The organism is Citrobacter sp. Cc139 (assembly GCF_030334645.1).
Classification (GTDB): Bacteria; Pseudomonadota; Gammaproteobacteria; order Enterobacterales; family Enterobacteriaceae; genus Citrobacter; species Citrobacter werkmanii.
In genome coordinates, this window is record NZ_JAOWDM010000081.1 from 91,674 (window position 1) to 109,068 (window position 17,395).

Annotated in this window: 19 protein-coding genes; 6 read left to right on the top strand and 13 right to left on the bottom strand. The window is 51.6% G+C overall.

The window, feature by feature from the left end; translation table 11 throughout:
• Nucleotides 1-9 precede the first annotated feature (9 nt).
• From citG to citC, 6 genes are read right to left on the bottom strand one after another with little or no spacing between them, the layout of a single operon-like run.
• Entirely contained in the window at nucleotides 10-915 is a 906-nt protein-coding gene (gene citG, locus OGV69_RS11950; RefSeq protein ID WP_069323151.1) for a triphosphoribosyl-dephospho-CoA synthase CitG, read from the bottom strand.
• A complete protein-coding gene (gene citX, locus OGV69_RS11955) occupies nucleotides 884-1,438 on the bottom strand; it encodes a citrate lyase holo-[acyl-carrier protein] synthase (RefSeq protein ID WP_069323152.1) in 555 nt (184 codons plus the stop codon). The genes citG and citX overlap by 32 nt, the downstream gene beginning before the upstream one ends.
• Before the next feature lie 3 nt (nucleotides 1,439-1,441).
• On the bottom strand, nucleotides 1,442-2,974 hold the full coding sequence (citF, locus tag OGV69_RS11960) for a citrate lyase subunit alpha (protein ID WP_038638713.1): 1,533 nt from the start codon (nucleotides 2,972-2,974) through the stop codon (nucleotides 1,442-1,444).
• Between the two features lie 9 nt (nucleotides 2,975-2,983).
• Nucleotides 2,984-3,892: an aldolase/citrate lyase family protein gene (locus tag OGV69_RS11965; RefSeq protein ID WP_069323153.1), complete on the bottom strand. Its 909-nt coding sequence runs from the start codon at nucleotides 3,890-3,892 to the stop codon at nucleotides 2,984-2,986.
• Nucleotides 3,889-4,185, bottom strand: coding sequence for a citrate lyase acyl carrier protein (citD, locus tag OGV69_RS11970; protein WP_003831276.1), 297 nt, complete (start codon nucleotides 4,183-4,185; stop codon nucleotides 3,889-3,891). Before citD ends, OGV69_RS11965 begins: the two co-directional genes overlap by 4 nt.
• Nucleotides 4,182-5,258, bottom strand: coding sequence for a [citrate (pro-3S)-lyase] ligase (citC, locus tag OGV69_RS11975; protein ID WP_038638718.1), 1,077 nt, complete (start codon nucleotides 5,256-5,258; stop codon nucleotides 4,182-4,184). The genes citD and citC overlap by 4 nt, the downstream gene beginning before the upstream one ends.
• A 388-nt stretch (nucleotides 5,259-5,646) precedes the next feature.
• Here citC and dpiB point away from each other — a divergent pair, with 388 nt between their 5' ends.
• Together dpiB and dpiA are read left to right on the top strand one after the other, a co-directional pair.
• On the top strand, nucleotides 5,647-7,308 hold the full coding sequence (gene dpiB, locus OGV69_RS11980) for a sensor histidine kinase DpiB (protein WP_038638721.1): 1,662 nt from the start codon (nucleotides 5,647-5,649) through the stop codon (nucleotides 7,306-7,308).
• Complete coding sequence (gene dpiA, locus OGV69_RS11985; RefSeq protein ID WP_003831279.1) at nucleotides 7,277-7,957, top strand: two-component response regulator DpiA; 681 nt, start codon at nucleotides 7,277-7,279, stop codon at nucleotides 7,955-7,957. The genes dpiB and dpiA overlap by 32 nt, the downstream gene beginning before the upstream one ends.
• 149 nt (nucleotides 7,958-8,106) lie before the next feature.
• On the opposite strand, the gene dcuC is transcribed toward dpiA, so the two are convergent.
• Complete coding sequence (gene dcuC / locus OGV69_RS11990) at nucleotides 8,107-9,489, bottom strand: anaerobic C4-dicarboxylate transporter DcuC (RefSeq protein WP_069323154.1); 1,383 nt, start codon at nucleotides 9,487-9,489, stop codon at nucleotides 8,107-8,109.
• A gap of 451 nt (nucleotides 9,490-9,940) precedes the next feature.
• Here dcuC and pagP point away from each other — a divergent pair, with 451 nt between their 5' ends.
• Nucleotides 9,941-10,504 carry a lipid IV(A) palmitoyltransferase PagP gene (gene pagP, locus OGV69_RS11995; protein WP_038638726.1) on the top strand — a complete coding sequence of 188 codons (564 nt, stop codon included), beginning with the start codon at nucleotides 9,941-9,943 and terminating at the stop codon, nucleotides 10,502-10,504.
• Nucleotides 10,505-10,692: 188 nt separating this feature from the next.
• Nucleotides 10,693-10,902 (top strand): transcription antiterminator/RNA stability regulator CspE, encoded by a 210-nt coding sequence (gene cspE, locus OGV69_RS12000; protein WP_000034825.1) that lies wholly within the window; start codon nucleotides 10,693-10,695, stop codon nucleotides 10,900-10,902.
• A 51-nt stretch (nucleotides 10,903-10,953) separates the two neighbouring features.
• On the opposite strand, the gene crcB is transcribed toward cspE, so the two are convergent.
• Complete coding sequence (gene crcB, locus OGV69_RS12005) at nucleotides 10,954-11,337, bottom strand: fluoride efflux transporter CrcB (RefSeq protein WP_003831281.1); 384 nt, start codon at nucleotides 11,335-11,337, stop codon at nucleotides 10,954-10,956.
• Nucleotides 11,338-11,427: 90 nt separating this feature from the next.
• On the opposite strand from crcB, the gene OGV69_RS12010 reads away from it, so the two are divergent.
• Nucleotides 11,428-12,216: a deaminated glutathione amidase gene (locus tag OGV69_RS12010; RefSeq protein WP_038638732.1), complete on the top strand. Its 789-nt coding sequence runs from the start codon at nucleotides 11,428-11,430 to the stop codon at nucleotides 12,214-12,216.
• A gap of 128 nt (nucleotides 12,217-12,344) precedes the next feature.
• Nucleotides 12,345-12,548 carry a twin-arginine translocase subunit TatE gene (gene tatE, locus OGV69_RS12015; RefSeq protein ID WP_038638735.1) on the top strand — a complete coding sequence of 68 codons (204 nt, stop codon included), beginning with the start codon at nucleotides 12,345-12,347 and terminating at the stop codon, nucleotides 12,546-12,548.
• A gap of 97 nt (nucleotides 12,549-12,645) precedes the next feature.
• On the opposite strand, the gene lipA is transcribed toward tatE, so the two are convergent.
• The 5 genes from lipA to rlpA form a co-directional block, all read right to left on the bottom strand.
• The gene (gene lipA, locus OGV69_RS12020; protein ID WP_069323155.1) at nucleotides 12,646-13,611 is read right to left on the bottom strand and encodes a lipoyl synthase; all 966 of its coding nucleotides are present in this window, start codon (nucleotides 13,609-13,611) and stop codon (nucleotides 12,646-12,648) included.
• A gap of 206 nt (nucleotides 13,612-13,817) precedes the next feature.
• Nucleotides 13,818-14,459, bottom strand: a complete 642-nt coding sequence (gene lipB / locus OGV69_RS12025) for a lipoyl(octanoyl) transferase LipB (RefSeq protein WP_042309816.1) — start codon at nucleotides 14,457-14,459, stop codon at nucleotides 13,818-13,820.
• A gap of 113 nt (nucleotides 14,460-14,572) precedes the next feature.
• The gene (ybeD, locus tag OGV69_RS12030; protein ID WP_003022706.1) at nucleotides 14,573-14,836 is read right to left on the bottom strand and encodes a DUF493 family protein YbeD; all 264 of its coding nucleotides are present in this window, start codon (nucleotides 14,834-14,836) and stop codon (nucleotides 14,573-14,575) included.
• 106 nt (nucleotides 14,837-14,942) lie between these two features.
• A complete protein-coding gene (gene dacA, locus OGV69_RS12035) occupies nucleotides 14,943-16,154 on the bottom strand; it encodes a D-alanyl-D-alanine carboxypeptidase DacA (protein ID WP_038638745.1) in 1,212 nt (403 codons plus the stop codon).
• Nucleotides 16,155-16,296: 142 nt separating this feature from the next.
• On the bottom strand, nucleotides 16,297-17,391 hold the full coding sequence (rlpA, locus tag OGV69_RS12040; protein WP_069323156.1) for an endolytic peptidoglycan transglycosylase RlpA: 1,095 nt from the start codon (nucleotides 17,389-17,391) through the stop codon (nucleotides 16,297-16,299).
• Nucleotides 17,392-17,395: the final 4 nt, after the last annotated feature.

The window sequence follows — 17,395 nt, forward strand, 5'->3', positions numbered from 1 at the left end:
AAAGGATCTTTAATTGTGATAATGATGAACTTGTGAAATCTGAGCTAAGAACCATGTGACGATCAGCAGATCGGCGCAGCCTCCAGGACTGAGGTTGCGTTCAATGCACTGTTGGTCGAACTGGCGTAGGTATTCGAGATCGGCCGGGGTACGAATTCCGCCTTGTTGTAACAACGTGGAAGCCTGCTGCTGTAACCAGCGCAAACCTTCTGCGCCACCACGGGAAGCCACGTTGGTGTCGCCGTTGATAGACATCAGCAGCAGTAACGTATCGAGTAACGCCAGTTCAGGATCGCGGCCCTCAGCCAGCAGTGCACGGTAGTGCGGCAGAGCATGCTGAATGACGAGGGGATATCCTGCTTCGGCTTCGCCGCGTGCGCCGGTTAATCCCAGTTGCTGATAAAGACGTTGGCCAGCCGTGAGTTGTTGGTTGTTCTGGCGCAGTTCGCGCTCGGTCAGGCCACGGCAAAATGTTGCTGCCGTAGAGCAAAGGGTTTCAGCGGTAACGCTCAGGCGGAGCTGGAGCAGGCGGCCAATGGCGGCGCACAGTAATCCCAGCGAGAAGATGCTGCCTTTATGGGTGTTCACTCCGGCAGTAGCGCGAAACATATCGGCTTCGCAGGCCATGCCCAGCGGACGTAGTCCTGGCAGGACATCTTCCGGCGACTGCTGTGCGCTAAATGCGCCGTATTCGATAAAACGCGGCAGCCATGTCTGAATCGCTTCAGCACTGCGATAAAAATCTTCCAGCGCCATATCTTTATGCGCGCCGTTATTAATACGATCCACCAGACCCGGTTTAGGCGACAGGTTGACTTCCGTCAGCATGGCGCGCCACGCTAGCGTGGCGTAAGCGTCAGGCAGATCCAGAGGAAGAACTGCGTTATGAGTTGATGTTGCGGGAATCGGCATCATGCAGCAGTGCCTCCATCTGAGTGAGTAAGTCGGAAAGCGCGTGAGTTTTACCTCGCGCGCATTCGGCAGCGCTTTGCTCGCACAGCAGACAGCGGCGGGCAGGGAGCGCGAAATGACGCCGGGACAGAATTTCCCCTTCAGGGTTCAGGACGTCGATGTCCCATAACCGTCCTAGCGGATGTGAATGCTCAAGTCCGATAGTGGCGAGCTTGAGGTCCAGGGCCGGAGCCTCAATGGCCAGCAGGCCTTCCGGTCCGCTGGCAGAGACCAGCGCAGTTTGCTCCCTGACAATCCAGGCGGATTTTTCCGCCAGCGCGAGCAGGGCGGTGACGCCGTGATTAAAGATGCGACGGGTTAATTCGCTGTCTTTAATCGGACCTGGCGCGACCACGGTAAACGAGACCAGTGGCGCGTGATGACGCGTGAGCCAGGCATGCTGCCTTGCTTGTCTCTCATCTCGGCTGACGAGCAGCTCAGGGATGGAAACCGCGTGACAGGTAGCGTGTTCAGGGAGCAGGTGCATGGTTTATTCCTTCACCTGATGCACAACGTCAATTACCGAACCATCGCGGTAGCGCACAACGGCAATTACGCGATCGGTAAATTCGATGGCGCGCGGTTGACCGGTTAGCTGCTGTGCACGTTCGCGCAGCCATTCAATCGACACCACTTTCATGCCAGCTTCTTGCAGGCGTTCCGCCAGTTCAGGGCGAGCAGGGTTGACGGCGATACCGTGGTCGGTAACCAGAATGTCAACGCTGGAACCAGGGGTTACGCAGGTCAGCACGTTATCTACCAATGTCGGGATGCGTCCACGAACCAGCGGTGCGACGATGATAGAAAGCGCTGCGGCCACAGCCGTATCGCAGTGACCACCGGAAGCGCCACGCAGTACGCCGTCGGAGCCGGTCAGTACGTTAACGTTGAAGTTGGTGTCTACTTCTAATGCGCTCAGTACCACAACGTCCAGGCGGTCAACGGATGCGCCTTTCGAGCCCCAGTTAGCGTACTGGTTAGCGCTAATCTCAATGTGGTTTGGATTGCGGGCCAGGGATTTCGCGGCGGTACTGTCGAAGCTTTGTACATCCAGCAGTTTGCGGATTAAGCCTTTTTCATGCAGATCAACGATGGTGGCGGTGATGCCGCCCAGCGCGAAATCGGCATGGATGTCACGGCTACGCATTTTGTCTTCCAGGAAACGGGTAACGGCCAGAGACGCGCCGCCGGTTCCTGTCTGCAATGAGAAGCCTTCATTGAAGTAACCGGAGTTAGCAATGACGTCTGCCGCGCTGCGGGCGATCAACAATTCACGCGGATTGGTGGTCATACGGGTCGCGTCAGCACCAATTTTGTCCGCATCGCCGACCTGGTCGATCTGCACGATCAGATCCACTTGATCCTGGGTAATGCTGGCCGGGTTGTGCGGATAGCTCAGCAGTTGTTCTGTCAGCAGAACAACCTGCCTGGCGTTCTCGGCATCGACGCGGGCATAGCCCAGTGAGCCGCAGCACGCTTTGCCGGTATAACCGTTAGCATTACCAAACTGGTCGCACGCCGGTACGCCGAGGAATGCGACATCAATGTTGAGTTCGCCACTTTGCACCAGGTGTACACGACCACCGTGGGAGTGGATTTGCACCGGCTCAGCCAGCAGACCACGAGAGATCTCTTCTGCCAGCGGGCCACGCAGCCCGGAGGTATAAATTCGGCTGACCACGCCCTGACGGATGTGCTCAACCAGCGGCGCGTGGCAGTCGCTCAGGGAGCTTGAGGCCAGCGTCAGATTTTTAAAGCCCATGTTGGCGATGGCGTCCATCACCAGGTTAATCGTCAGATCGCCACCGCGAAATGCGTGGTGGAAAGAGATGGTCATACCATCCTGTAAACCTGAACGACGAATGGCGTCTTCCAGATTAGCGCACAGCTTTTTGTCGCGCGGTTTTTGCGCCTGCAATTCTACTTTTGCGGTGCTCTGATAAGCGGAAAGCTCGCTTTCTGCATGACGGCTCCAGGTCGCCACGCGATCCTGGCGTTGAGACTGTTCGATTTTCTGCGTCATTTTTTTGCCTTATTCTTCGCGAATGCCGGAAAGTTCTGCACGGGAGATAACCAGAAGGGCGCGCTCGATAACCGGGCTGTCGACCATCTTGCCGTTCAGGGAAACCACGCCACGACCTTCGCGGGCGGCAGCTTCAGCGGCTTCCACCACCAGACGGGCATGAGCCAGCTCTTTGCGCGTCGGGGCATAGAGGTTATGCAGAAGTTCAATCTGGCGAGGGTTGATCAGCGACTTGCCGTCAAAACCCAGTTGCTTGATGTGTGAGGCTTCGTGCAGGAAACCTGCTTCGTTGTTGGCATCGGAATAGACGGTATCGAATGCCTGAATACCGGCAGAGCGCGCAGCCTGCAAAATAGAGCAGCGGGCAAACAGCAGTTCAGTCCCTTCCGGGGAACGTTCAGTGCGCAGGTTACGCACATAATCTTCAGCACCCAGTGCAATACCAATCAGGCGCTCGGAAGCGTGGGCGATTTCTACCGCGCGGGTAATGCCTAACGGCGATTCGATAGCGGCTAACAGACCGGTGCTGCCGGGTTCGCGACCACAGGCGTTTTCGATGCGCAAGATTTCGCTTTCGATGTCGATGACATCCTGTGCGGTATCGGTTTTCGGTAAACGCACGATGTCGGCGCCGCCGCGCACAACGGCTTCGAGGTCATTGATGCCCCATTCGGAGTCGAGGGCGTTTACGCGCACGATGGTTTCTACGTCGTGATACAGCGGATGTTGCAGCGCGTGGTACACCATGCGGCGGGCGGTATCTTTTTCACGCAGCGCGACGGAGTCTTCCAGGTCGAACATCAGCGCATCAGCCGGGTAGATAAACGAGTTGCTGACCATGGCGGCATTGGCGCCCGGTACGAACAACATGCTACGGCGGGTACGGGTTTTACGTTGTTGTAAAGATTCGGCAATCACTGGCAATCCTCCCATGGCAGTGCCGGAATACCGCCAGCGCGGGCCAGTAGTGCTTCCAGTCGCGCACGTAAAATGCAGTCCAGTGCGCCTTTATCATCAACATTTAATTGCACGCCGCGTACGTTGTAGCGGGACAGTACGTCCAGAATGGTGGCCCGAATGGCATCACCGAACTGCTTTTCGACGCTACTGTTAACCTGCAGGTCAATATCCTGCGAATCGAGTGGGGCGATGCGAATCATCACATCACCGGACTCGAGTGTGCCTGCGACGGCTGCCTGGTTTATTTTCATTTTTCACCTGTTGCTAATGCGGGGGTATTTTGGCGGACTGCCGCACCCGATGAGGCTCGTTCAACCATGCTTTGCAGATAGCGCAGCGTGGCGTCAGGAACCAGGGATGCGATAGCCGTGAGATCTTTTTTAACCAGCAGCTTGCGCACCCAGGAGGCGGAAATCGGCATCTCCTGGAAGCACAGCCGCTCAATTTCCACCAGTTCAATCGGTGGGGCGGGAAGCGTTGGGGTCTCCAGCCAGTAACGCATATCGTTGTTGTACTGGGAGGTGACGGTGCAATACGGCTCGGTACCCACGAAACGGTGCGTAACACCGAGAGCCGGGGCCAGGTACTGGCGGAAGATTTTCAGGTCTATTTCGGTGTAGCAGTGGTTAATAACGCTCTGCTCTTTGATGAAGTAGCACGGGAACGTGGCGCGGGAAATGATGTATTCCGAACCGCGATGCACGGTTAAACGCGGAATGTCTTTTGTCCCTTTAAGTACCAGATCCAGTCGGTCTTCATACGGAAAACGCGAGGTATCTTCTTTCACCAAAAACAGATGCAGCCAATCACATTGCGCGGCCGCCTGTTGGATCAGAAAACGATGACCGTTGGTGAAGGGGTTGGCGTTCATGACGATACAGCCAATTTTTTTCCCTTCATGACGCTGTTTTGCCAGCGATTCGGCGTAGCGTTTCAGCCGCGTGGTGCTGTTTTCCATCAACACCATAATGCCGGGCACGCTGGTGAGTGTGGAAAAGCCGCACTGTTTAAACAGCGATTCGTACTCGGTTTTGGTATAGATGAAGAGGTGCGTACAGTGGCGCTCATAGGCGAGGTTGATGAGTTCTGTCGCCAGCGTCAGCGCCAGGCCTTCACCGCGCACGGACTCACAAATCGCGACGCACTTAATGATATTTCCGGCGATACCGCCACAGGCAATCAGGCGATCGTCACGGGTGACGGTGATAAATACTTCGACGGTGGTATCAACGCTCAGATCGTTCTCTTTCAGAAATTGCGCGATAGCCGCCATCTTTTTATTTTCTGAGCGTTTAACTTGCGTGAATATATTATTACCGAACATAGTAAATAGAGCCCCGATGCTATATTTGTTACTGGGTTTCTGTTTTTGTTGCTCTGATTAGCAACCTGATAACGTTTTGTTTGCAATTGAAGGGAATGGTTTTTTATTACGGAGTATTTCTTTTTTTCCCTGCTGCATACATCGTAAGGAGTATTTTGGAGGTAATTTTTGATTTATTTCACAATAAGTTAGAAGGTTTTAATGTGTTTTATGGTTTTAAGTTTTTTAATTAATTTAACCCGGAAATAGCGCGTGGTTTTAATTTGTTTAATTGATTTAAGGTGGGGAATCTGCAACGATCCTGTTTTATATCGTCACTTTTAAATAAAACATTTTTATTACAACTACAATAGAAAATAAGTTTCGGTAACGTCGGTGAGGAAAATTTATGGCAGAACAGAAAAATAAAACACGGTTTCCTTTTTTTCGCAGTCTGGCGTTTCCGTTACGCATTTTTCTGCTCATTCTGGTCGTTTCTGTTCTTATTATCGCAGCGTTAGCACAATACTTTACCGCCAGTTTTGAAGATTATCTGACGACACATGTCCGCGATATGGCAATGAACCAGGCCAAAATCATCGCCTCTAATGACAGCATCATCACGGCGGTGAAGCATCGTGATTACAAGCGTCTGGCGACTATTGCCGACAAACTACAGAGCGGGACTGATTTCGATTATGTGGTGATTGGAGATACCCACTCTATTCGTCTTTATCATCCGAACCCGGAAAAAATTGGTTACCCGATGCAGTTCACCAAGCCTGGCGCGCTGGAAAAAGGTGAGAGCTACTTTATTACCGGCAAAGGATCTATTGGGATGGCAATGCGCGCCAAAACCCCTATCTTTGATGACGATGGCAAAATCATTGGCGTGGTCTCAATTGGCTATCTGATCAGTAAAATTGATAGCTGGCGATCGGATTTCTTACTGCCAATGGCTGGGGTATTTATCCTGCTGTTGTTGGTACTTATGCTGCTCTCCTGGTTTTTTGCTGCCCATATTCGTCGGCAGATGTTGGGGATGGAGCCTAAACAAATCGCGCGGGTGGTGCGTCAGCAGGAAGCGCTGTTCAGCTCGGTGTATGAAGGGTTGATTGCCGTGGATCCTGACGGATATATCACTGCGATAAACCGCAGTGCGAGGAAAATGCTGGGGCTGTCATCGCCGGGCAGAAAGTGGCTGGGCAAACCGGTAAATGAAGTCGTTCAGCCAGCGGACTTTTTCACCCAGCAGATTGCGGAACAACGCCAGGATGCGATGGTTAATTTTAATGGGTTGAGCGTTATCGCCAACCGTGAGGCGATTCGCTCCGGTGACGAACTGCTCGGCGCCATTATCAGTTTTCGTAGTAAAGATGAAATTGCTACCCTTAATGCGCAATTAACGCAAATCAAACAGTATGTTGAGAGCCTGAGAACGCTGCGTCATGAGCACCTGAACTGGATGTCGACTATCAATGGCCTGCTGCAAATGAAAGAGTATGACCGGGTGCTGGCTATGGTTCAGGGCGAGTCACAGGCACAGCAACAACTGATTGACAGCCTGCGCGGCGCCTTTGCCGATCGTCAGGTGGCGGGTCTGTTATTTGGCAAGGTACAACGTGCGCGGGAACTGGGTCTTACAATGACCATTGTTCCTGGCAGCCAACTGCGCCAACTGCCTGAAGGGCTGGATAGCACAGAGTTTGCAGCAATTGTTGGCAATCTGCTTGATAATGCATTTGAAGCGAGTTTACGCACCCAGCAAGGCAACAAAGTCGTCGAACTTTATTTGAGCGACGAAGGGGATGATGTGGTCATCGAAGTTGCTGATCAGGGATGCGGTGTGCCGGAAGCATTGCGTGAAAAAATATTTGAACAGGGTGTAAGCACCCGTACCGATGAACCAGGCGAACATGGCATCGGTTTGTATCTGATTGCAAGTTATGTGAGGCGCTGTAACGGGGTGATTACGCTCGAAGATAACTCCCCTTGCGGCACCTTATTTTCTTTATTTCTTCCGAAAGTGAAAAAAAATAATGACGGAACCATTAACGCTACTGATCGTTGAGGATGAAACGCTACTGGCGGAAATGCATGCTGAATATATCCGCCATATACCCGGCTTCAGCCAGATATGGCTGGCGGGTAATCTTGCGCAGGCAAGAATGATGATTGAGCGTTTTAAGCCCGGTTTGATTCTTCTTGATAACTACTTGCCGGACGGTAAGGGTATTACTTTGTTGCATGAGCTGACCCAGGCGCGTTATCCGGGCGGTGTGGTCTTTACCACGGCGGCCAGCGATATGGAAACGGTCTCCGAGGCCGTGCGCAGCGGCGCGTTTGATTATCTGGTCAAACCTATCGCTTACGAGCGGTTGGGGCAGACGCTGACGCGGTATCAACAGCGCAGACGTATGCTGGCAGGCAATGACAGCGCCAGTCAAAAGCAGATTGATGAAATGTTTAACGCCTACGCGCGCGGCGAGCCGAAAGGCGATTTGCCGACCGGGATTGATGCGTTAACGCTGAATGCGGTGCTGAAGCTATTTGCCGATCCGACGGTACATCATACTGCGGAAACGATCGCCCAGGCGCTCACCATCAGTCGTACGACCTCCAGACGTTATCTGGAGTACTGTGCCAGCCGCCATTTGATTATCGCGGAGATTATTCACGGGAAGGTGGGTAGACCGCAGCGTATTTATCACGGCGGCTAATACACGTCATCCTTTAAGCTGCCTCTTTGTTGGCTGCGTGCAGAAACCCCAGTCACATAGTTATCTATGCTCCTGGGGATTTCTTTACTTGCCGCCGCGATGCAGCATAAATGATTTTGTGTATTAAGGTCAGGTATTGACAGGTATCGTTAACCGCCAATCAGGGCAGACGTTGCCGGTACCATCACTTCGGTGGCGATAATCACCACCAGCAGTCCGACCAGTACCGGAACCGAGGTACGTTTCACGACTTCGAACGGAGAAATCTTCGCCATCCCTGCCACCGCCACAACGACGCCGGAGACCGGAGATATGGTACGCCCGAGGTTGGAGGCCTGAAGCATCGGGATTGCAAGGTAAGCCGGGTTAATGCCGGAAGAGTGTGCCAGTTTCGGGATCATCTCAACGAAAGCATAGAACGGCGCGTTACCGGAACCCGTGGTCATTGCTGCCAGCATGGTCAGGATCACCAGTACCAGCATCAGAATAATACTCGCTGAGCCAAACGAGGTGGCGATAGAAATCAGACTTTGAATAAAGCCGATGGTACTCAAGCCCTGGGCAAAAACACCCGCAGCGACGAGCAGCATCACTACGTTAGCAAAGGCGTCCGCCATGCCCCGGTAAGCGACCTCCAGACCTGAAAACACCTTCTGAGTATTGAATCCGCGAACAAATTCCAGAACAGCGGCGATGAGCATGCATAGTACCAGGATAGTAATAATGTGCAGCTGCGGACCCCATTTACCATCAAAAATCAGAACGCCTACGATCGGTGTAAACGGCAGGATGGCGTAAAACGACGGCGCGGTAGTGGTGATTTCTGCTACGTCTAACATTTCGTGAGAAATGTTCTCTTTTTTATCTAGGTAGCGCTGCCAGAAAAAGTGTGCGAGCGCCATAGCAATGATGGCGGCAATAGAAATTGGCAGCGTGGTTTTAAACGCGAAATCAATCAACGGCATTTCTGCGGCTTTTGCCGCCAGCACCACATCACCGGATGTCGGTGAAAGAATGATTGCGGCAGGGGAAGCGCATATGGCCGCCGCGGCGCCACGGCTGATCCCAACGTTTACCATGACCGGGAAAAGCGTTGCCATCAGCAATACGCCCAGGCCGGTAGCTGAGGAGACTGCCAGCGACATCAGACAGGCGACAAAATAGGCGGCAATCATCAACAGATAAGGTGAGTTGATATATTGCAGCGGTTTGGAGGCCAGCTTAACGACCATATCGTTCGCGCCAATATGCGTCATGTAGGCGGCAAAACCGCACAGCATCATAATCATCATGCCGAGATCGCCACCGCGGCTCATCAGCAAAATTTTAATGTATTCAACAATGTCTGTAGCAGTATAGCCCGTCGTTGCTGCGCTGGAAGGCAGAACTTTATGTCCCATCACCGCACTGATAATCAGCAAAACCAGACCGCCAACAAACAGTACGCCGGTGGCGGAATAACCTTTGATGATGTAGCGCGCTACACCCACAATAACCACAACCCCAATAAGGAGTTCAATAAATGTCAACATTGTTTCCCCTGTCGCATTGCTGCCCGGAAAGTAAAAAAACTAAAAAAAGTAAAAAGTGGTGACAGAATGTGCCTAATAAACCGATAACTATTGCTGATTGAAATCAATAAAAATACGGATTCAACCGATGGCCTGACTGTTTTTTCAACATCGTGGTTTAAAAAAGAATATCCCCGGCAAAAACTGTGAAACAGCATTGCTGTTGTGTCTATTTTGATATGATAGTGTTAAATTATTGTTTCTTTATTTGTCCGTCACGTTTGAAAAGAACAATTTATTAGCAATCAAGAGAAAATTATTCCTGTAATAAAGCCCATTAAATAGAGGGGGAATCATCTTATAAGTATTGCCCGAAGAATATTCTGATTTTTTACCTGCGCATTTTTGTTAAGTTAACATTAAGGTTGGGTTTGCTACAATTGCTGATAACTCCCAGGATGGTAATTAAGTTGTGATTGTCGCTAAACGATATTTTCTCATTTTTTCATTTCTTTTTATTCAGTTAGCTTTCATTCCCCAGGGCGCTGCTGAAGATAAAGGCTGGTTTGCCACGTTTAAAGATAATGTCAGTGAAACCTGGCAGCAGCCGGAGCATTATGACCTGTATGTACCGGCTATTACCTGGCATGCCCGTTTTGCCTACGATAAAGAAAAAACGGATCGCTACAATGAACGCCCATGGGGGGCCGGATTTGGCCAATCCCGTTGGGATGATAAAGGTAACTGGCACGGGCTTTATATTATGGCCTTTAAGGATTCCTACAATAAATGGGAACCGATTGGCGGCTACGGCTGGGAGAAAACCTGGCGACCGCTGCCTGATGAAAACTTCCATACCGGCCTCGGCTTCACTGCTGGCTTTACCGCGCGCGATAACTGGAACTACATTCCCGTGCCGGTGCTGTTGCCGCTGGCGTCAATCGGTTATGGTCCGGCAACGTTCCAGATGACCTACATTCCAGGAACCTATAACAATGGTAACGTCTACTTTGCGTGGTTACGCTTCCAGTTTTGATGGGCTGCCTGTATTGTCAGTCAGGTTTTAAAAAAACCATTAAAAACATATGGATGGGAACGGTTACTGAAAAATAACGCGACATTTATCACTTTTTGATAAAGTTCGACTGGACAAAGCGCATCACAATTGTTGTACTGATACCCGACACAGCATTTGTGTCTATTTTTCATGTAAAGGTAATTTTGATGTCTAAGATTAAAGGTAACGTTAAGTGGTTTAATGAGTCCAAAGGATTCGGTTTCATTACTCCGGAAGATGGCAGCAAAGACGTGTTCGTACACTTCTCTGCAATCCAGACCAATGGTTTTAAAACTCTGGCTGAAGGTCAGCGCGTAGAGTTCGAAATCACTAACGGTGCCAAAGGCCCTTCTGCTGCAAACGTAATCGCTCTGTAAGCATACGACAGCAAGCATTCAAAACCCGCTTAATTGCGGGTTTTTTTCGCTCTAATGTGCGGGAGAGGCAGAAACCAGCCAGAATGCCAGGGCGGTCATCGCAAATGATCCCAGCAGATTAACCAGCACATTCACCATAGCCCAGCCAAAGCGTCCTTCCTGAAGTAAAAACACGACCTCTGCCGAGAAGGTGGAGAACGTTGTCAATCCGCCGCAAAAGCCGGTAGTAATCAGCACTTTCCACATTGGATCGATGTTTGTCATGCGATTAAACCACGCCAGACCCATACCAATGATAAACGCGCCAAGTAAGTTTGCCGCCAGCGTACCGAATGGGATAGCCTGATGCAGTGGGTTGAAGCGCATGCTCAACATCCATCTTGCTACGCTACCTGTACCACCACCGATAAAAACCGCTAAAAGAAGTTGTAACACTGCTAAATCCTGCTATTTGATTGTATATAGGATGAGTGTAACGCTGAATAATCACTGTTGGCGAGCCTGACAAACTTTTCTGGAGGGAATATGTTCGTTGCAGCAGGGCAGTTTGCCGTGGGACCTTCGTGGGAAAAGAATGCAGAAACCTGCGCTTCATTAATGTCTCAGGCCGCAGGAGAGGGAGTATCGTTGTTGGTACTACCGGAGGCTTTGCTGGCCCGTAACGATATTGACCCTGACCTGTCAGTGAAGTCAGCGCAATTGCTGGAGGGTGGGTTCCTGACGCGTTTACTCCGAGAAAGCGCGCAAAATGAGATGACGACAATTCTGACGATTCATGTTCCTTCTGTGCCAGGTCGGGCTTTTAACATGCTGGTGGCGTTGCGGGGAGGTCGGGTTGTTGCCCATTATGCAAAATTGCATCTTTACGACGCGTTTGCGATTCAGGAGTCGCGAAATGTCGATGCAGGAGACGCCATAGCGCCGCTGCTGGACGTAGACGGATTAAAGGTAGGGTTGATGACCTGCTATGACCTGCGTTTCCCTGAGCTGGCGTTAGCGCACGCTCTGCAGGGGGCAGACATTCTCGCTTTACCTGCCGCCTGGGTGCGGGGAGCGCTAAAAGAGCATCACTGGGCAACATTGTTGGCGGCAAGGGCTCTTGATGCCACTTGCTATGTTATTGCCGCTGGAGAATGTGGTAATAAGAATATTGGGCAAAGCCGGGTCATCGATCCCTTTGGGGTGACCATTGCCGCAGCGGCAGAAACACCGGCGCTGATTATGGCCGAGGTTTCTGCAGAGCGGGTGAAGCAGGTCAGGGCGCAACTTCCGGTGTTAATTAACCGACGCTTTGCGCCACCGCAATTATTATGACGTTTTTTTAAACAAGACTTGATTCACCTTGTTACAGATTGCTATTGTGTGCGCGCGTCGAAAGGCCGTTAATATTCTCAGGTTAATATGGCGCATTATGTAGCCTGGTTTAAGTTAAGAAGGTATCTATGGGTGAGATTAGTATTACCAAACTGCTGGTGGTTGCCGCACTGGTCGTTCTGCTGTTTGGTACCAAGAAGTTACGTACACTGGGTGGAGACCTGGGAACGGCAATTAAGGGCTTTAAGAAAGCGATGAACGACGATAATACCGATGCCAGGAAAGAGGCTGATGGTAGCGTTCAGGCGGAAAAGCTCTCTCATAAAGAGTAATATCAGGAGCATGATGCTCATACTGTGTGCTCTGTATGAAAAAAACCGGCAAATTGCCGGTTTTTTTATTGCTGATATGTAAGTGAGTATTACACGATTACTTCACTTCCAGCCCTTTGGCCTGCATATCAGCGTGGTATGAAGAACGAACAAACGGGCCGCAGGCTGCATGGGTAAAGCCCATCGCCATGGCTTCGGCTTTCATCTCGTCGAACTCATCCGGGCTGACATAGCGTTGCACCGGCAGGTGATGGCGGCTCGGCTGCAAATACTGCCCCAGCGTCAGCATGGTCACGCCATGACTGCGCAGATCGCGCATCACTTCAATAATTTCGGCATTGGTTTCACCCAGACCTACCATCAGACCCGATTTAGTCGGGATCTCCGGGTGCGCTTCCTTGAAACGCTCCAGAAGCTTCAGCGACCAGTTGTAGTCCGCTCCCGGACGGACATTGCGGTAAATACGCGGTACGTTTTCGAGGTTGTGGTTAAATACGTCCGGCGGCGTGGCCGTGAGGATATCCAACGCGCGATCCATACGACCACGGAAGTCAGGCACCAGCGTTTCGATTTTAATCGATGGGCTTTTCTCGCGGATAGCGGTGATGCAGTCAGCAAAGTGCTGAGCACCGCCGTCACGCAGATCGTCACGGTCAACGGAGGTAATGACGACATAGCGCAACGCCATGTCCGCAATGGTCTGAGCCAGTTTCAACGGCTCGTTGACATCAGGCGCAACCGGACGGCCATGGGCAACGTCACAGAATGGGCAACGGCGAGTACAGATTGCGCCGAGGATCATAAAGGTTGCGGTTCCGTGATTGAAACATTCAGCCAGGTTAGGGCAGGAAGCTTCTTCGCAGACAGAGTGCAGGCCGTTTTTGCGCATTGCCGCTTTGATGCCCTGGATGCGGGTGGAGTCCGCTGGCAGTTTTATTTTCATCCATTCCGGTTTACGCAGCAGGGCTTCACGCTCTGTTGCCACATTTTTAACCGGGATAAGAGCCATCTTATCGGCATCGCGGTATTTAACACCGCGTTCCATCACAATGGGTTTACTCATAGCTTGCGTGTTCCAGTTGCGAATTACGAAGGAAAGCGTTTCAATTCAAGGGAATGTTGCATTTATCAACTATTTTTGAATTAGTGATACGCAGTATATCATTGAAACGGGCCAGAAAGCAGCCTGACAGGCTGGCAAAATGTAAAATAGTTGTTGTTTTGTGCCATTTGCCACAACATATGCCATGGCAAAGTATGACAGCCTTTTTAGTCCGCAACGTACTCGTGCGGTGGGTTACCCAACAGCGCCAGAATGTTGGCCAGCAAGCGTGGGCGAATGCTCTCAGTCGTGGCAGCGCTATCCCATTGCGATACTTTTGCCATCTCCATTCCGGCATAACCGCAAGGGTTGATACGCAGGAAAGGCGACAGGTCCATATCCACGTTAAGCGCTAAGCCGTGAAATGAACATCCCTTACGAATACGTAACCCTAATGAGCAGATTTTCTTCTCACCGACATAAACGCCTGGCGCATCGGCTCGCGGGTGGGCGTCGATGCCAATTTCCGCAAGGGTATTGACGACAGTTTGCTCCAGCAGCGTAACCAGTTCGCGAACGCCCAGTTTGCGGCGTTTCAGGTTCAACAGCACATACATGACCTGTTGACCAGGTCCGTGGTAGGTCACCTGACCGCCGCGATCGCTCTGAATCACCGGAATATCTCCCGGCATCAGTACATGCTCGGCTTTACCGGCCTGACCCTGGGTAAAGACAGGATAATGCTCTACCAGCCAGATTTCATCATGACTGTTTTCATCGCGGGTATCGGTAAATTCGTGCATGGCCAGAGAGACTGGCTCGTAAGGTTGAAGACCGAGCTGGCGGACCAGAATTTTATCCTGATACAAAACGGCATCTCCGTAGATACTCACACAGAGTAGAGAATGTTAAAGAGGGGAAAAGTATATCACAGGAGGAAGGGGTTACCCGAGCGGGGATGCAGCGGGTAACCGACAGGTTTTTACAGCACCATGCGTACGATATCAATATTGCCTAATTCTTCGTACAGTGTTTCAACCTGCTCAATGTGTGTAGCAGTGATGGTGATAGAGACCGAGTGGTAGTTGCCTTTGCTGCTCGGTTTTACCGTCGGAGAGTAATCACCTGGCGCATGGCGCTGTACCACTTCAACCACCTGATCAACCAGCTCAGGCAACGCCTGCCCCATTACTTTGTAAGTAAATGGAGTAGGGAATTCAAGCAGTTCGTTAAGTTTGGTTTTCATGTCAGCTCCGGCGTTACATCAAAAAATAATAACTCCCACAGCGCGTGGGAGTTATCTGGATACCTAGTATATGGGGACGTAAATCACACTTTCAAGTGTTCGATTTTTAGCCAAACCAGTGATGGAACATTAATTTAATGTAATCAATGATTTTCCCAAAGAAGTTGCCTTCCGGGATTTCCTGCAGCACGACCAGCGGGCGCTGTTCGATGGTTTTACCATCAAGCTGGAAGTTGATGGTACCGACAACCTGGTTTTTCTGCAGCGGCGCGTGCAGTTCAGTGGTGTTCAGCACATAACTTGCTTTCAGATCTTTCATACGACCACGCGGTATAGTCAGGTAGACATCCTTATCGACACCTAACGATGCGCGATCGGTGTTACCAAACCAGGCGGGTTCTGAGGCAAATTCTTTACCCACTTTCAGCGGGTTGACGGTTTCGAAGAAACGGAAGCCCCAGGTCAGCAGTTTTTTACTTTCGGTTTCGCGACCTTTATAGGTGCGGCCACCCATTACGGCGGAGATCAGACGCATCTGGCCTTCGGTTGCGGATGCAACGAGGTTATAGCCAGCTTTATCGGTGTGACCGGTTTTGATACCGTCGACATTCAGGCTGTTATCCCACAGCAGACCGTTACGGTTTAACTGACGAATGCCGTTAAAGGTGAACTCTTTTTCTTTATAGATAGAGTATTCATTAGGCACATCGCGAATCAGCGCCTGACCAATCATCGCCATATCGCGGGCTGAACTGTACTGACCGTCAGCATCAAGACCATGAACGGTCTGGAAGTGGGTGTTTTTCAGACCCAGCGCGTTCACATAGCTGTTCATCAGGCCGACGAAAGCATCCTGGCTGCCGGCAGCGAAGTCAGCCATCGCCACACATGCGTCGTTCCCGGACTGCAGGTTAATACCACGGATCAACTGAGAGACAGGAACCTGCATGCCAGGCTTGAGGAACATCAGCGATGAACCTTTAAAGACCGGGTTACCCGTAGCCCATGCGTCATTGCCGACGGTGACCAGATCGGTTTCTTTGAACTTCCCGGCTTTCATCGCCTGGCCGATGACATAGCTGGTCATCATCTTGGTCAGGCTGGCGGGGTCGCGGCGAGTGTCAGCATTCTGTTCTGCCAGAACTTTACCTGAGTTGTAATCAATCAGGATATACGACTCCGCATCGATCTGCGGAACGCCGGGGATCATGGTTTTAATATTCAGGTCATCGGCATGGGCAGCAGAGAGAGTAGCTGCGCAGAGAGCCGCGGTGAGCGCCATACGCTGCACGAAACGAGCGGAAAAAGTGGTCTTCATGGTCTGAACTACGACGTCCGTGATGAAATTAAAAAAAGTGCCCTACTATAGCAAATGCATAACGGGCAGGCATCTGACTTTCCGCGTGACTTTGTTAATGTCATTTACGGAAATTGACAATTCAGATACCCGGATTACGTTATTACATGCCAGTGATGAAGGACTGTAATTGCGCCTCGGATTGAAGACGCTGCTGCAATGAGGAGGCTTCAGTTTTACTGGCGAATGGCCCCATCTGAATACGCCATACCGCGCCGTTTTGCACTACCCGTCCAGGGACGCCAAACTGCTGACTTAAGCGCTTTTGATACTGCTGCGCACGGGTTTGATCGCTAACGGCACCGACCTGAACGACATAGCGTCCGTTGGCCGTAGCGGCTGGCGCGGCAACGGTCGCTGGCGCGGTTACCGGGGCAGTTGACGCTGCGGGAGCGGCGGTTACAGGCTGTGGCGCAGGCGTGGGTTCGCTGCCTTCAAGTACACCGGCAGCAAGCGTTGTCGGCGCGCCGAGGAAACCACTGCTGTTGACCGGCGCACCGCTCGTATCCTCGCTTTTCAGCGTGGAATTACTGATAGGGCGGATATCGTTTTGCGGCTGACCCGCATCCGGTGCGGAAGACATCGCGCCGCCACCGCTTAAATCAGGACGAGCCGGCAGGGCATAGGTTTGTTTCGCCACAGTCGTGCAGGCCATACCCGGGCCGGATAATGAACCATCCTGCGCGACGATGATAGGGTCGATACGCACTTTGGTGTTGTTAGACGTGTTCAGACGGTCGGCGGCGGCACGTGAAAGTGAAATAACGCGATCGTTGCCATAAGGGCCGCGATCGTTAATGCGTACGACGATCATCCTGCCGTTTGCCAGGTTGGTGATTCTGGCATAGCTTGGGATCGGCAGCGTCGGGTGCGCAGCGGTCAACTGCATTGGGTCAAACGCTTCACCAGACGCGGTTAAATTGCTTCCAGGCTCCGCATCATAAATAGCGGCAAGCCCAGCCTGGCTAAAGCGGGAGGGATCCTGGACTATTTTGTAGCTCTTACCATCACGCTGGTAGTCCTGATTCGCCGTTGGGTTCAGGGGTTCAAAGCGCGGATCGGCCCCGCTGATTTCAACAATCGGACCATTACACACCGCAGGCTGCGGCGCGACAGCAACCTGTTGCTGACCATCATCATTCGAACACGCCGCGAGCATTCCTGCTGCGATGCAGATACCAAGCCACTGCTTACGCATTGCG

Excerpts from the sequence above, each read along its gene's own strand:
- citG (WP_069323151.1), bottom strand. The coding sequence starts at position 915 with ATGATGCCGATTCCCGCAACATCAACTCATAACGCAGTTCTTCCTCTG.
- citX (WP_069323152.1), bottom strand. The coding sequence starts at position 1,438 with ATGCACCTGCTCCCTGAACACGCTACCTGTCACGCGGTTTCCATCCCT.
- citF (WP_038638713.1), bottom strand. The coding sequence starts at position 2,974 with ATGACGCAGAAAATCGAACAGTCTCAACGCCAGGATCGCGTGGCGACC.
- citD (WP_003831276.1), bottom strand. The coding sequence starts at position 4,185 with ATGAAAATAAACCAGGCAGCCGTCGCAGGCACACTCGAGTCCGGTGAT.
- citC (WP_038638718.1), bottom strand. The coding sequence starts at position 5,258 with ATGTTCGGTAATAATATATTCACGCAAGTTAAACGCTCAGAAAATAAA.
- dpiB (WP_038638721.1), top strand. The coding sequence starts at position 5,647 with ATGGCAGAACAGAAAAATAAAACACGGTTTCCTTTTTTTCGCAGTCTG.
- dpiA (WP_003831279.1), top strand. The coding sequence starts at position 7,277 with ATGACGGAACCATTAACGCTACTGATCGTTGAGGATGAAACGCTACTG.
- dcuC (WP_069323154.1), bottom strand. The coding sequence starts at position 9,489 with ATGTTGACATTTATTGAACTCCTTATTGGGGTTGTGGTTATTGTGGGT.
- cspE (WP_000034825.1), top strand. The coding sequence starts at position 10,693 with ATGTCTAAGATTAAAGGTAACGTTAAGTGGTTTAATGAGTCCAAAGGA.
- OGV69_RS12010 (WP_038638732.1), top strand. The coding sequence starts at position 11,428 with ATGTTCGTTGCAGCAGGGCAGTTTGCCGTGGGACCTTCGTGGGAAAAG.
- tatE (WP_038638735.1), top strand. The coding sequence starts at position 12,345 with ATGGGTGAGATTAGTATTACCAAACTGCTGGTGGTTGCCGCACTGGTC.
- lipA (WP_069323155.1), bottom strand. The coding sequence starts at position 13,611 with ATGAGTAAACCCATTGTGATGGAACGCGGTGTTAAATACCGCGATGCC.
- ybeD (WP_003022706.1), bottom strand. The coding sequence starts at position 14,836 with ATGAAAACCAAACTTAACGAACTGCTTGAATTCCCTACTCCATTTACT.
- dacA (WP_038638745.1), bottom strand. The coding sequence starts at position 16,154 with ATGAAGACCACTTTTTCCGCTCGTTTCGTGCAGCGTATGGCGCTCACC.
- rlpA (WP_069323156.1), bottom strand. The coding sequence starts at position 17,391 with ATGCGTAAGCAGTGGCTTGGTATCTGCATCGCAGCAGGAATGCTCGCG.